The sequence below is a fragment of the Candidatus Omnitrophota bacterium genome (assembly GCA_014728045.1).
Lineage (GTDB): Bacteria > Omnitrophota > Gorgyraeia > Tantalellales > Tantalellaceae > WJMH01.
On the sequence record WJMH01000015.1, the window covers coordinates 19,477 to 33,375 of the forward strand.

14 protein-coding genes are annotated in these 13,899 nt (G+C 55.0%); 1 reads left to right on the plus strand and 13 read right to left on the minus strand.

Annotated features, from left to right (window positions below; genetic code table 11):
• Window positions 1–5: 5 nt before the first annotated feature.
• From GF409_05275 to mgtE, 10 genes are all read right to left on the minus strand, one after another.
• Window positions 6–959 (minus strand): acetyl-CoA carboxylase carboxyltransferase subunit alpha, encoded by a 954-nt coding sequence (locus GF409_05275; GenBank protein MBD3426621.1) that lies wholly within the window; start codon window positions 957–959, stop codon window positions 6–8.
• Entirely contained in the window at window positions 959–1,978 is a 1,020-nt protein-coding gene (locus GF409_05280) for a L,D-transpeptidase family protein (protein MBD3426622.1), read from the minus strand. Before GF409_05280 ends, GF409_05275 begins: the two co-directional genes overlap by 1 nt.
• Before the next feature lie 18 nt (window positions 1,979–1,996).
• Window positions 1,997–2,455, minus strand: coding sequence for a divergent PAP2 family protein (locus tag GF409_05285; protein MBD3426623.1), 459 nt, complete (start codon window positions 2,453–2,455; stop codon window positions 1,997–1,999).
• Between the two features lie 124 nt (window positions 2,456–2,579).
• Complete coding sequence (folE, locus tag GF409_05290) at window positions 2,580–3,149, minus strand: GTP cyclohydrolase I FolE (protein ID MBD3426624.1); 570 nt, start codon at window positions 3,147–3,149, stop codon at window positions 2,580–2,582.
• 41 nt (window positions 3,150–3,190) lie between these two features.
• Window positions 3,191–4,582: a tRNA uridine-5-carboxymethylaminomethyl(34) synthesis GTPase MnmE gene (gene mnmE / locus GF409_05295; protein MBD3426625.1), complete on the minus strand. Its 1,392-nt coding sequence runs from the start codon at window positions 4,580–4,582 to the stop codon at window positions 3,191–3,193.
• Window positions 4,570–5,883 carry a bifunctional folylpolyglutamate synthase/dihydrofolate synthase gene (locus GF409_05300; protein MBD3426626.1) on the minus strand — a complete coding sequence of 438 codons (1,314 nt, stop codon included), beginning with the start codon at window positions 5,881–5,883 and terminating at the stop codon, window positions 4,570–4,572. Before GF409_05300 ends, mnmE begins: the two co-directional genes overlap by 13 nt.
• A 23-nt stretch (window positions 5,884–5,906) precedes the next feature.
• Window positions 5,907–7,469: a bifunctional phosphoribosylaminoimidazolecarboxamide formyltransferase/IMP cyclohydrolase gene (gene purH / locus GF409_05305; GenBank protein ID MBD3426627.1), complete on the minus strand. Its 1,563-nt coding sequence runs from the start codon at window positions 7,467–7,469 to the stop codon at window positions 5,907–5,909.
• A 21-nt stretch (window positions 7,470–7,490) separates the two neighbouring features.
• Window positions 7,491–8,069: a hypothetical protein gene (locus GF409_05310; GenBank protein MBD3426628.1), complete on the minus strand. Its 579-nt coding sequence runs from the start codon at window positions 8,067–8,069 to the stop codon at window positions 7,491–7,493.
• Complete coding sequence (locus tag GF409_05315; GenBank protein ID MBD3426629.1) at window positions 8,066–8,260, minus strand: hypothetical protein; 195 nt, start codon at window positions 8,258–8,260, stop codon at window positions 8,066–8,068. Before GF409_05315 ends, GF409_05310 begins: the two co-directional genes overlap by 4 nt.
• An 83-nt stretch (window positions 8,261–8,343) precedes the next feature.
• Entirely contained in the window at window positions 8,344–9,717 is a 1,374-nt protein-coding gene (gene mgtE, locus GF409_05320) for a magnesium transporter (GenBank protein MBD3426630.1), read from the minus strand.
• Window positions 9,718–9,849: 132 nt separating this feature from the next.
• On the opposite strand from mgtE, the gene GF409_05325 reads away from it, so the two are divergent.
• Window positions 9,850–10,740, plus strand: coding sequence for a GTPase Era (locus tag GF409_05325; GenBank protein MBD3426631.1), 891 nt, complete (start codon window positions 9,850–9,852; stop codon window positions 10,738–10,740).
• Here the strand turns inward: GF409_05325 and GF409_05330 are convergent.
• The 3 genes from GF409_05330 to GF409_05340 are packed head-to-tail and all read right to left on the minus strand — an operon-like array spanning window position 10,737 to window position 13,868.
• Entirely contained in the window at window positions 10,737–11,360 is a 624-nt protein-coding gene (locus GF409_05330) for an HAD-IA family hydrolase (GenBank protein MBD3426632.1), read from the minus strand. The two genes, GF409_05325 and GF409_05330, sit on opposite strands and share 4 nt — an antisense overlap.
• Window positions 11,342–11,863, minus strand: a complete 522-nt coding sequence (locus GF409_05335) for an NUDIX domain-containing protein (GenBank protein MBD3426633.1) — start codon at window positions 11,861–11,863, stop codon at window positions 11,342–11,344. Before GF409_05335 ends, GF409_05330 begins: the two co-directional genes overlap by 19 nt.
• Window positions 11,790–13,868, minus strand: coding sequence for an AAA family ATPase (locus GF409_05340; protein ID MBD3426634.1), 2,079 nt, complete (start codon window positions 13,866–13,868; stop codon window positions 11,790–11,792). Before GF409_05340 ends, GF409_05335 begins: the two co-directional genes overlap by 74 nt.
• Window positions 13,869–13,899: the final 31 nt, after the last annotated feature.

Sequence of the window (13,899 nt, forward strand, 5' to 3'; positions counted from 1 at the left end):
GATAACTATTCCCTGTACACACCCATCGCCCTGAACTTATCGTAACGTCTCTTGAGAAGCTCATCCGCCGGCAGCGTCCTGAGCTTGGCTATCGATTCGAGTATCGTCTTCTTGATCTCACCGGCCGTCTTATCCGGGTTCCTGTGCGCCCCGCCTAGATGTTCGGGTATGACCCCGTCGATAATCCCCAGTTCCAGCAGTTCAGGCGCGGTGAGTTTCAGCGCCGTCGCCGCGCTCGGCGCTTTCGAGCGGTCCCTCCAGAGTATCGCCGCGCAGCCCTCCGGGGATATGACCGAATAATAAGCGTTCTCGAGAACATAGACCCGGTCACCCATGCCTATTCCAAGAGCGCCGCCAGAGCCGCCTTCGCCGATGACGAAAACAACGATCGGCACTTTAAGACCTGCCATTTCACGAAGATTGTAGGCGATCGCCTCCGCCTGGCCCCTTTCCTCGGCGCCTATACCGGGGTAGGCCCCGGGCGTATCCACCAGTGCGACGACCGGGATATCGTACTTCTCGGCCAGTTTCATCAGGCGCATGGCCTTGCGGTAACCTTCCGGATGTGCGCAACCGAAGTTGCGCTCGAGGTTCTCCTTCATGTCCCGGCCCTTCTGGTGCCCCAGAACGAGGAACTTAACCTCGCCTATGCGGGCAAGACCTGCTACCAGGGCCCTGTCGTCGGCGAAATGACGGTCACCGTGTATCTCCAGGAAATCATCGGCGATCATCTTAACGTAATCCATCGTGTAAGGCCTGTCCGGATGCCGCGAAAGCAGAACCTTCTGCCACGGGCTCAAGTTGCTGAAGATCTCGCTCTTTAGCTTGTCCAGCCTCTGGTTAAGGTCCTTTATCTCCTTGGAAAGGTCTATATCCTCGTCCTTGGTGAACTTCTTGAGTTCCGCTATCTTGTTCTCAAGTTCGACTATGGGTTTTTCGAAATCAAGTACTATCGCCATTATCTCTCCGTTTTATTGGGTATTTCCGACGCCGTAACGGGTCCTTCCACGGAAGAGCCGCCGCCGGCGTCCTTCTCTTTTTTCGCTGAATCGATTATCACAACTTCGGTGCCCTTGGGCACTATTTCGTAGAGCTCGACGACATCGGCGTTACGCATCCTCACGCAGCCGGAAGTGCACTGCTTGCCGATGGTGGACTCATCGTTCGTGCCGTGTATGCCGTAACCGGGCTTGGATATGGGCATCCATCTGGCACCCAGCTCGTATCTCTCATCCCCAGGGAGTATGACCCCCACCCCTGGCTTGGTCCAAGCGGGCTCTATCATCTTGTCCACGATAAGGAACTCCCCCTCGGGGGTCGAATTGTTCTTTCCGGTCGCCACGGTATAGCTCTTGAAGGGCTCGCCGTCCTTTTTCAGGATAAGCTCGTTCCTGGCCTTGTCGACAAGTATAGAGAACTTGGCCACGTTCAGTTTCAGTTTCTGGCCCACCCTGATAAGGTCGCTCTCAAGCCCGTTCAGCTTCTTTATAAGAGGCACCGTCGTGTTGAACTTCTTCGCTATCGCGTAAAGGCTGTCCCCGGGCTGTACAACGTATTCGACGCTGTCCTCGGTCCTGAGGCCACTGGCCATGTGCTTCATGTTGAGCTCATCTATGGTCTTTTTTATCTCTCCGGCGTCAGCGACATGGGGGAACGCCTTGAGAAGCCGCCTGTAATAATACGCCGCCTTGTCGTAATCCTTGCTTTTTGAATAGATAGAAGCCATGTGCCTGAGGGATCTTTCCGCGTAATGCGATGAGGGATACTTGCTTATTATGATGAGAAATGCGTTCTCGGCCTTGCCTATCTCGGCCTCGTCCAGGTACTCCCTGCCCCTTTCGTAGATGAGTTCAGCCTTGAAGGGGCCTACCGGACCGGTGGCCGAATCGCCCACCGTACCGAGCCAGGCAAAGGAGGCTGCCGTGACGGCGACACCGAATATCACGGCTATGAGTAGTAATATCCTGCTTTTAGACACTGTCCACCTCTTTTACTGTTAGACCGCGTATGCTAAGAAAGCGACAAAAAGGCCCACCGCAATACCCGCCCAGACCTGGATCGGCGTATGTCCGATGAACTCCTTGAGCCTGTCCTCCTGGATCTTCTTCTCCCAGTAGATGTCGTCAAGTATCTTGTTCAGTATCTCGGCCTGTTTACCCGTTGACCACCTTACCCCCTGCGCGTCGCATATGACCACTATGGCGAACATGAGAGTCACCGCGAAAAGAGCCGTTCCAATGCCCTCCTGCATGCCGACACTGGTCGTAAGCGCGGTAACCCCCGCGACGTGGGAACTTGGCATGCCGCCTGTACCGACGAACCATTTGAAATTGAACTTCTTCTCCCGGATGACTCCCGCGGCCACCTTGATCGTCTGGGCGACGAACCAGGCCAGAAGAGTTGTCATCGCGACCTGATTGTGCACGAAATACCAGAATGCTGAATGTTCTTCCATATAAATATCGTAACCTTAAGTAATATTACTATTTACAGCGCGGACGCTGCGCTTATCGGATAATTATATTATAAGGAGCCGTAAAAATCAACGCTTAAACCGCGCCTTGCAGTCCTCTATCCTCTCAGGGCCTTATCTGGCGTATGAGCGAGAGGGCCTCAGAGCGCGTCCTTTCATCGGAACGGAATATCCCCCTCACCGCGCTGGTCGTCGTGATTATGCCCGGCTTGTTCACCCCGCGCATGCTCATGCAGAGGTGTTCGGCCTCTATCACGACCAGCACGCCCTTGGGTTTCAGCTTGCGCATGATGGTGTCGGCAATGGAAGTGGTGAGCCTCTCCTGGACCTGCAGTTTCCTGGCGAGCATATTGACCACCCTTGCTATCTTGCTGAGGCCGGTTATCCTCTTGCCCTCGGGCAGGTAAGCTACATGCGCTTTCCCCACGAAAGGGACCAGGTGGTGCTCGCATACCGAATAAAGCGGTATATCCTTGAGCAGTATTATCTCGTCATGGTCCTCTTCCTCGAATATGACGTTCAGGACGTCCTCGGCGTCCTGCTTGTAGCCGCTTAAGACCTCCTCGTACATGTTGGCCACCCGCTGGGGCGTTCCCTGCAGGCCTTCCCTGGCCGGATCCTCTCCCACGGCTTCAAGTATGTCCCTCACGGCTTTTTTTATCTTTTCCTTGTCCATCTGTACCTCCGGTCCGTTACATTATAACACAACTTGACGCGTTATTTGCCTATACAGAACTGTGAAAATATCCTGTCCAGTATGTCGCCCGGAACAGTCTCGCCGGTTATTCGGCCGAGCTGGCTCAGCGCCTCATTGAGGTCGCTGGCGAGCAGTTCCGCGTTGAAGGTGTCCGCCAGGAGGCCGAGCGACCTTTCGACGCTCTTGAGGGCCTCCTTCAGCGCGTTACGGTGCCTGGCATTGGTGACCAGAACGCCTTCGGGGATCTGCGCATCCCCCTTGAAGAGTTTTTCTTCAAGCCTCTTCTCAAGCTTCTCAAGGCCTTCTTTTTTAAGAGCGGAGACTTCAACGGGCTTTTGCCCCGCGCAAACGCCCTCAACTTCAGCGCTTTTAACGGCGAGCGGAAGATCGCATTTATTCAGAACCGGGACGTGCCTCTTATGCTTTATGGTCTGGTATATACCGATGTCCTTCTCCGAAAGAGGACGGCTTGCGTCCATAACAAAGAGGACAACGTCACTTTCTTCGAGTTTCTCGCGCGAGCGCTTTATCCCTTCTATCTCCACGCGGTCCTGCGTTTCTATTATGCCAGCGGTGTCGGAGATGCGCACCTTTATCCCCGATATATCCACCGCTTCCTCTATAACGTCCCTTGTCGTGCCGGCAACGGAGGTCACGATGACCCGCTCGTGCCTTAAAAGAGCGTTCATGAGGCTGGACTTTCCGACATTGGGCTTTCCGCAGATCACGACGCTCGCGCCTTCTCTGAGTATCATCCCTTTTTCGGATGTTCCTATAAGGCTCTTGAGTTTATCCCTGATACGTTCAACGCGTCCGGAGATCTCGCCGCCGGAAGGAAAATCAACATCCTCCTGCGAAAAATCTATCGTAAGCTCTATCTGGGCAAGCGTCTCTAAAAAGGCTTCCCTGAGACTTGTGACCTCCCCGGAAAAATCACCCTCCAGCTGCCTGAGAGCGACGCGCCTTGCGGTATCGGTCTTCGACCTGATTATGTCCAGGACGGCCTCGGCCTGGGTAAGGTCGAGCCTGCCGTTGAGGAAAGCCCTTTTGGTGAATTCGCCAGGTTCGGCCAGACGCGCGCCTTCGGCCAGGCAGATATCAAGAACCCTGGATAAAGGCATCGCCCCTCCGTGGCAGCTGATCTCGACCATGTCCTCTTTGGTATAGGTCCTGGGCGATATCATTACCGTAAGAAGCACCTCATCAGCCACTTCTTCCGTCGCCGGGGAGAAGACGCGCCCGTAATGCACCCGGTGGCTCTCTGAAAAACTGGGACTCGCTCCCCTGGCGGGGCGGAAGACCTTCCGGGCTATCGCGATGGCATCCTTCCCGCTCACGCGCACTATACCTATACCGCCTTCACCGGGCGGGGTCGATATGGCCGCTATGGTGTCGTGTTCTATTTTCTGCATGCAAGATCCCTTAATATGATATCCCTTACTTCCGCGATCACATAAAAAGAACCGGTTACGAGTATGAGGTCGCTTTCCTCGGCGAGTTTGAAAGCGCCGCCGAGAGCCTCGGGGACATCCCTTGTGATCATCGCGCTCCTTCGGCGGATGAACCCGCGGATGATCTCCGGATCCGCCGCCCTTTCGCTGGTGGCCCTGGTCAGGACGACCTCATCGGCAAGGGGCATGAGCTCATCGCACACGCTCTTGATCTCCTTGTCCCGGCAGATCCCCAAAACGAGCACGACCCTTCTTCCGGGGAATAGTCCCCTTACCGAAACTGCCAGGGCGCGGGCGCTCGCGCCGTTCTGGGCGCCGTCTATCAAGACCATGGGCTTTTTGGAGAGGATCTCCATCCTGCCGGGAACATAAGCCCTGGCGATGCCCCGTCTAAAAGCCTCCTTATCCCTGTTATCGCCTAAAAGTTCCTCGCAGATACCTGCCGCCGTCGCGCAGTTGGAGACCTGGAAAAAGCCCGGCATGCGCGTTCTGCACAAGGTGTATTCGTCCCACTTGGTGAAAAGATCGAACCTGCTTCCTTCGGCGCCGGCCTCTCTCACCCGCCAGGTTATCTCCTCACCGGCCAGAGTCAGGGGAGAACCGACCTCCGCGCATCTTTTTTTTATGACAGAGAGGGCCTCCTCTTGCTGGGGAGATGATACGCACCGTGAGGCGCGCTTTATTATCGCCGCCTTTTCGGCGGCGATCTCGCCGAGGGTCTTCCCCAGTACATGCGTATGGTCGTAGCTTACCGGGGTTATCCCGCAAACCGAGCTTTCAAGGACGTTCGTCGCGTCGAACCTCCCGCCGAGGCCGGTCTCGAAAACAGCGTAATCGACCCCGCTTCTGGCGAAATGCAGCATGGCCGCAAGCGTCATCACCTCGAAATACGTAAAGTCCCCGGCGCCTTCGAGCCTCTCGCGTATAACGGATATCACATCCGCCAGTTCGCCATCTTCTATCTCTTTTGAGTTTATCCTTATCCTCTCGTTCACCCTCAAAAGATGAGGCGAGGTGTAAAGCCCGGTACGGTACCCCGAACTGGAAAGGATCGATGAAGTGAACTGGCAGACAGACCCCTTGCCTTTGGTGCCGGCGACGTGGACGCTTTCGTAGGCCAGGTGCGGATCGTTGAGCTTCTTGAGAACCCCGGTGAGTTTTCCCGGATCGAGGCTCTCCGCGCCCACCCCCTCAAGCCCCCTCTTCTCGTAATTTACCAGGGAGGCCAGGAATCTTTCAGTGTCTGTCGGGAGTTTCTGCATGGGTAAACAATCTATCAGGTTGATCAGTGGCGGAAATGGCGCTTCCCGGTAAAGACCATGGGAATGCCCAGCCTGTTACAGGCATCGATAACCTCTTTATCCCGGATCGAACCGCCAGGCTGGATTATCGCTGAAATGCCAGCTTTATGGGCTTCCTCCACAGAGTCGGCCATCGGGAAGAAGGCGTCGCTTGCAAGTACGGCCCCCTTCGCCCTTCCGGCTGCCTTGCGTATGGCGATCACGACCGAATCCACCCGCGACATCTGGCCGGCGCCTATACCGACGGTCTTGGTGCCCTGGGAGAGCACTATGGCGTTACTTTTCACAAAACCCACCGCCTTCCAGGCGAAGAGCATCGATTCGATCTGTCCGGGGCCGGGCTTCTTTTCGGTGACCGCATCAAGGTCCTTTTTTGAGATCTCCACGTTGTCCTTATCCTGCACCAGGAAACCTCCGGTGACCTTCTTGTAATCCTTACTCGCCCTGTCGCGGTAGGGCGCGAGCGCTTTTTTGAGGACTCTCAGGTTCTTTTTTGAACTGAATACTTCAAGCGCATCCTCCCCGTAGTCGGGGGCAACCACGCATTCAAAGAACCCGGCTTCCTTAATGATCATCTCCGCGAGCTCGCGGTCTATCTTCCCGTTAAAACCCATTATGCTGCCGAAGGCGCTCATCCTGTCGCAGTCAAGCGCCTGGATGAAGGCTTCCGGGAGCGTCCCGGAAGTTGCCAGGCCGCAGGGATTATTGTGCTTGACTATGCTGACGGCGGCGGAAGCGAAAGAGCTTACCATCTCAAGCGCCGAATCCAGGTCCATTATGTTGTTGAAGGAAAGCTCCTTGCCCTGGTACTGCCTGGCAGAGGCGAATCCCGCCCCGCCGTGTTTACCGCAGCTGTAATAGGATGCCTTCTGGTGAGGGTTCTCCCCGTACCTCAGGCTCATCGCCTTTGAAAGAGAAAGGTCGATCTTATCGGAAAGAGGTCCTTCGTCCTCTTCCTGGATCCCCCCGGAAAGATATTCGTATATGGCCCTGTCGTAGGAGCTGGTCCTCCTGTAGACCTCAACGGCAAGCTCTTTCAGGGTTTCCTCACCCAGACTGCCGCCGGTCCGCTCAAGTTCTTCTATCACCCGGGCGTACTGGCCGGGAGAACTTACCACGGCCACCGAGCGGTAGTTCTTGGCCGCGCTTCTGAGCATGGAAGGCCCGCCGATATCTATGTTCTCTATGGCCTCCTCCAGCGTTACGCCTTCTCGCGATACGGTCTTCTCGAAAGGATAAAGGTTCACCACGACCATGTCTATCATATCTATACCGGCCTGAGCGGCCTGTTCCATATGGCTTTTATTATCCCTTAAGCCGAGAAGGCCGCCGTGCACCTTGGGGTGCAGGGTCTTCACCCTGCCGTCCATCATCTCGGGGAACCCCGTGTATTCGGAGACTTCCTCGACATCAGCCCCCATACCGGCGATCTTTTTGTAGGTGCCCCCCGTTGACAAGATCTTGACCCCCAGGCGGGTGAGGGTCGCGACCATATCACTGAGTCCGGTCTTGTCCGATACGCTTATCAGTGCTCTTTGTACTTTCACGCTGGCGGTGTTCCTTCCTTATTATAGATTCAGGACGCTGTCCTTGAGCTTTGTTATCTCTATCTGGGTCTGGACCTTCTCTCTTTTCGCGTTAAGCTCGGTCTTCTTCTTGATGAGGGACGCCAGGCGGTCGTTCCATGTGCGTATCTCCTCCTGGGTGAGCGCGAGATCCTCTTTCTTGTCGATCAGTGAATTGATCTCGTTTATGTCCTTCTGTATGTCCCTCACCCGGTGGGTCAGTCTGCCGTACTCTCTTTTAAGTTCGGCAAGTTCCCTTTCCAGCTCTCTTTTCTCAGGCTGTATCTGCCTCTTTATCTTCTCCGCGCTGGTCCGGTACTCTTTGCGGGCCTGCTCTTTCTGCTCCTTAAGAGCGTTTATCTGGCTGTCGATGGTCTCGACCTTGCGCAGGTAGCTGGTCTTGTTCTGTTGAAGCTCCTGGCGCAGGCGGTTGCGGTTATCCAGGACCTTCTGGAAAGCGGGGTCATATGCAAGTATCTTTTTTTCCGCTTCGGCAGGTTTCGGGGCGCACCCGGCCAGGCTCAGGCACAATAGCAGCGCCGGTGCGATCAACCCTGTCGCGTAAAGCATCCGCCTCATCATTTGCCCTTCATCTTGAGAACGTCCTTCAGTTCGCTGAAACCTGAAAGCACGGCTATAATGCCCGCGAAAATAAGAACAAGAGGAAGCACGCCGCGCAGAACGAAAATAAGTTCATACCACCAGGAAATGAGCAGTATCAGTCCCACCACCATCACTATCGCGCCTATAAGAAGGCTCAGCAATTTACCCATTTTATTACCTCCATTTTATGGTTACTTGGATACGGGAAAATGAGTATAACACAGTTTTTTTTACGGTGTCAATACGGGTTGCTCTAACCCAGAAAAGTTGTCGCAACGCTCAGGTAAATAAAAACGCCTATAACGTCGTTGAGCGTCGTTATAAGGGGCCCGGAAGCTATCGCCGGGTCCACCCCTATTTTCTTGAACACAACCGGTATCAGGACCCCGACAAAGTTCGACCATACGACGACAAGGAATATCGAAAGACCCACGATGATCCCGACGACGCTGTTGCCCTTCCAGTAATTGGCCAGGACTGAAAGGATCATCGCGCAGACCGCTCCCAGGATCAGGGCTATCTTGAGCTGGCGCCAGATCTCTTCCCACACCCTCGGGAAATCCATCCTGTCCAGGGCTATCTCCCTGACGACGACGGTAGAGGCCTGGACGCCGCTATTGCCTCCGGTGGCGGTTATGACGGGTATGAACGAGACCAGCGCTATCATCTCCGCCAGAGTGACCTCGAAGAACTGTATGACAAGCCCGGTCACGATACTCCCGAGCATACAGGTAACAAGCCACGGCAGGCGGTTCTGCGTGGCCTGGACCGTGCTCTCGGTGCCCTGCTCCTCCTCTATGGTACCGGTCATGCGGCTTATGTCCTCGCCGTGCTCCTCGTCGACGACATCGAGGATGTCGTCGATGGTCACCCTCCCCACCAGTACGCCCTTACTGTCGACCACCGGAAGAGCCGTGAGGTCATACTTCTTCATGATCTGGGCGACCCTCTCCTGGTCCTCGTCGACAATGGCCGAGTGCACGTCCTCCTCCATGATGTCCTTTATCAGGGCTCCTTTTCTCGCGGTCAGCAGCTTCCTTATGGGGACGATACCCTTGAGTTTCATGTCCTTGTCGATGACATAGACGTAAAAAATATCCTCGTCGACCTCGAGGCTCCTTATGTACCTTATGGCGTCTTCTATGTCGTTCTCCTCGGAGACGTGCACGAACTCTGGGTTCATCACGCGCGCGGCGCTGTCCTTGGGGTAACTGAGTATCTCCTCGACCTCCTCGACGTCCTTCTCTTCCATGAGCTCGAGGATGCTTTCGCGCTCGTCTTCGGGTATCTCCTCGACTATGTCGGCGGCTTCGTCCACAGGCATCGCGTCCAGTATCTGGGCGAGCTTGGCGTCGTCCACCTTCTGCAGTATTTGAAGGCGGGTCTGCGGGTCGGTGTCATCAAGTACTACCGCCGCTTCCTCGGATTCCAGAAGAGTGAATATCCGCAGCTTCTCCTCGACCTCGAATTCGGCGAGGACATCTGCTATGTCCTCGGGTTCCTGTCCCCGGAGGAACTCGGCGAGCTCCTGCCCGGAACCTTCCTCGAGTAAGCCGCGGAGAGTCGTTATCCTCTCTTCCCAGGTCTGCACCTCGGCGTGTTCTTTTTCTCTTGTGTTCTCTTCCATGATCGAATATCCGCTGGATCTATCCGCGTGTTAAGGATTCTACTGATATTATTATACGGTCTATGAGCTTTATTTCCAAAATGTTTTTATTATTATAGAGATAATACGAAAATATGTTATAATCTCACCATTATGACCAGATCGGGTTTTGTAGCCATATCGGGGCAGCCCAACGTGGGCAAGTCCACCATACTCAACGGGTTCCTGGGAGAAAAGGTAGCCATAACCAGCAGGAAACCCGAGACGACAAGGGACAATATAAGGGGCATCCTTTCCGAAGACGGGATGCAGATCGTGTTCGTGGATACTCCCGGCATCCACAAACCCCACGACCTTCTGGGCAAGCTCATGCTCTCCAGGGCCCAGTCCACCCTGATGGAAGCGGATATCATTCTTTTCATAACAGAGAAAAAGCTCGCCTTTAACAGTGAGGACCAGCTGATACTGAGCCGACTTCCAAAGCCCCAGGAAAACAGAAAGGTCATCCTCGTCATAAACAAGGTGGACAAGGTGAAGGACAAGAAGCTCCTCCTGCCCGTCATCGACAAAGCCAGCAAGTTCTACCCGTTCGCCGAGATCGTTCCTGTCTGCGCCCTTAAACAGGCGGACCTGGACAGACTTCTGCAGGTAGTGAGGTCCTACGTGCCGGAAGGCCCGTTCCTTTACCCGGAGGAGCAGCTCACCGACAGGGGCGAGGAATTCGCCGTCAGCGAGATCATACGCGAGAAGGTATTCTCCAACACCTACCATGAGGTGCCCCACTCGGTGGCGGTTGTGGTGGACGAAATGACCGAGGAGGACGGGCGGATGAACGTATACGCAACCATCTACGTCGAACGCGCCTCCCAGAGGTCCATCATAATCGGTAAGTCAGGCTCGATGATAAAAAAGATCGGGCGCGCCGCGCGCAGCGAAATAGAGAAACTGCTCTCGATGCGCGTGCACCTGGACCTGTGGGTCAAGGTCTACGAAAAATGGAAAAAGGACCCGCGGGGCCTCAGGGACATGGGTTATACCGGCTAGACGGAAAGGCCGAACCTGGCCAGATCGGCGCGCAACTGCTCTGAAGAAGTGAAATGGAAAGCGTGTATGCCCATCACCCTCGCCGCCCGGATGAGGTCAAGCCTGTCATCCACATAGATCGTCTCAGGAGGTATGGAGCCCGCCTTGCGCATAGCCTCGGCGAATATCCTTCTGTCGGGCTTCTGGCATCCGGCCTCGTATGAGACAACGTGGCCGTCCAGCTCATCCAGGATCTTATAATTATCCCGTATATACCTGTAATGCGCCTCGTTGGTATTGGAGATAAGTATGAGCTTTACATCCGGATAAGAACTCTTCAGGTTCCTTATAAGATCCTCCATGTCGCTCTTGGCGAGGAAGATGCTGTTCCACACCCGGTAGAAGTCACCGAACTTCATGTCCAGCCTGAACCTGCGCCTTGCCCTGTAATAGAACTGGCTCGTGGAAAGTTTGCCTTCCATGTACCTGTTGGCATCCTGGGAAGCCTTGACGTAACTGACGAGCTCTCCCTCGGACACTTTCCCGTGGGGAGAATAGCTCCTCTCGAGCTTTACCTCGTCAACGTCCACGATGACGTTACCCAGGTCGAAAAGTATGGCTTTTATGTTCTTTTTTCCCATCTTTCCCGGTATTTATCCAGCGCCTCTTTGAGTATGTCGCGGGAGCCTTCGTACTCTATGGTGCCGAGCGCCTCCTCCGCGCTCATCCACCTGGCCTCTTCGACTTCCTCTTCCTGCGGCCTGAGCGTTTCATCACCCTCGCTCTCCATGAGGAAAACCTGCACGGTCTTAAAGACCTTGACGCCCTTAAGAACATAATGGTACTGCTGTTTGCCGACCAGGCCAAGCAGCTTCAGCCGCTCAAGCCCCGTCTCCTCGGAGACCTCCCTTACGGCCGCTTCCTCGGCGGTTTCTCTGTCTTCCAGGTGGCCTTTGGGCCAGGTCCAGTGGCCGTAGCTGTCCCTGATAAGAAGTACCTGCACGGAACCGTCCCTTTCCCTGACGACCACGCCTCCCGCGGCAAAATGAAGTTCCATCCCTCTGCTCCTTTTAAAGGTCGATGACCGTCTCCCCGCCGTAGCCCGAGTCGTGGTCCTCGTACTCAAAACTCTTCGGCCTCTCATGGTCCGTCCCGCCGTTAACGGAGGAAGAGTCAACCTCCCAGACCTCGTAATCTCCCGGTGAAAGCTCCTCGAGGAACCTGCTGCGCCTTGCAACGACGGTGCCCATCTGGTAATCGTACCTTGTCACCGGGTGTATCATGTAAAGGTATTTCCTCGCCCTGGTCGCCGCCACATAAAACAAGCGCCTTTCCTCCTCCATCTCGCTTTCTTCGCCCATGGCCTTGGGATGCGGGAACTGTCCCTCGCAGAGACCTATTATCATGACAGCGTCCCACTCCAGACCCTTCGCCTGGTGTATGGTCGAAAGCACCAGGTGCTCGTCGTCCTCGCCGGTGGTGGTGACCGTCTCCCCCCTGAAACTCTCCCTCAGCGTTATGTCGTTGAGGAATTCGTTCGCAGAGGCGTAATCGTGCGAGAAATTGATAAGTTCGTGTATATCGTCCACCCTGTCCTTTGCGTTCTCGTAATTGGCGAGTATGTGGGTCTGGTATCCCGCATCGAGGATCGAGCTTATGATCTCACCCGGGGTCATCTCCCCTTCGTGGGCCGTTATATGCCGCATTATCCTGCTGAACCGGGAGTAACCGTTCTGGGCCCTCTTGGGGACCACCCCGGTTATGTCCTTTTTCACGAAATCGGAAAGCTCCATGCCGGTCTTGCGGAAGTTTTCGTAGATCCTCTCGGCGTAACCGGGGCCTATACCCGGGCACAGGGTGAGAACCCTCATCCAGGCGATCTCATCGGTCGGGTTCACCGTGATCTTCATGTAGGCGAGAACGTCCTTTATATGCGCCTGCTCAAAGAACCTTATCCCTCCCCGGACTATGTAGGGTATCCCGCGCTTGACCAGCTCCATCTGAAGTTCCGCCGACTGGTAATGGGCCCTGAAAAGCACCGCCATGTCCTTCAGTTCCATCTCTTCCTCGCGCAACTCCAGAACCCTCTGGGCTATGAAAGCGGCCTGTGAATAAAGGTCCTTTACCTCCACCAGGGCGGGTTTCTCCAGAGAAGGGTTGACCGCCCTGAGGGTCTTCTCGAACTGGTTCCGGTTGTTAACGAGCGAGTCGTTGGCAAGGTCCAGTATCTCCGGGCTCGAGCGGTAGTTGGTCTCAAGCTTGTATATGTTGGCGTCCGGGAACTTCTTCGGGAAGTTGAGTATATTGTCAACTCTCGCGCCCCTGAACGAATATATGCTCTGGGCGTCGTCGCCCACCACGAGAACGTTCTTGTGGTGGGCTGCCAGCATATCTATTATCTCCGCCTGCAGGTAGTTGGTGTCCTGGTACTCGTCGACCATGATGTACCGGAACTGTTCGGTGAACCTCTTCCTGGCGGAGGGGACGTTCTCAAGAAGCCATTTCCACTTGGAGAGAAGGTCGTCATAATCCATGTTGTTGGATTCCTTCTTCTTCTTTTCGTAAAGATCGCTTATAGCCCGTATCTCCTTGGAGAATTTCTCGAAATACGGGTATTTCTCCTCCAGGACGTCGTCCAGGCTCATCTTGGTGTTCACCGAAAAACTTATTATCGACTGTATGACCGAGGGTTTCGGGAAGCGCTCCTCCTTGGCCCTTGTGCCTATTTTCTTCATGCAGGCCTTGATAAGGTCCTTTGAGTCATGCTGGTCGAGTATCCCGAAATCTCGCTTATACCCCAGGTGGGAGGCGTACATGCGAAGCGACCTGTTGCCCACGTGGTGGAACGTACCGCTCCAGAGCCCCTTCGGCCTGTATTTAAGAAGCATCTCCGTGCGGTCGCGCATCTCACGCGAGGCCTTGTTGGTGAACGTCATAAGCAGTATGTTCTGCGGAGGGACGCCCCTCTCCAACAGGTATGCCAGGCGGTATATTAGCGTGCGCGTCTTGCCGCTTCCCGCGCCGGCCAGAACGAGTGAAGGCCCCTCCGCCCGGGTAACCACCTCGTATTGCTGCTGGTTGAGGTTGCCCTTGAAATCTATATGGGTCTCCACCTTGCCGGTGGGTTCGTGAAGTACGTACTTTTTCATGATTGGGGTATTATAACGTAAGCGTAAGCTA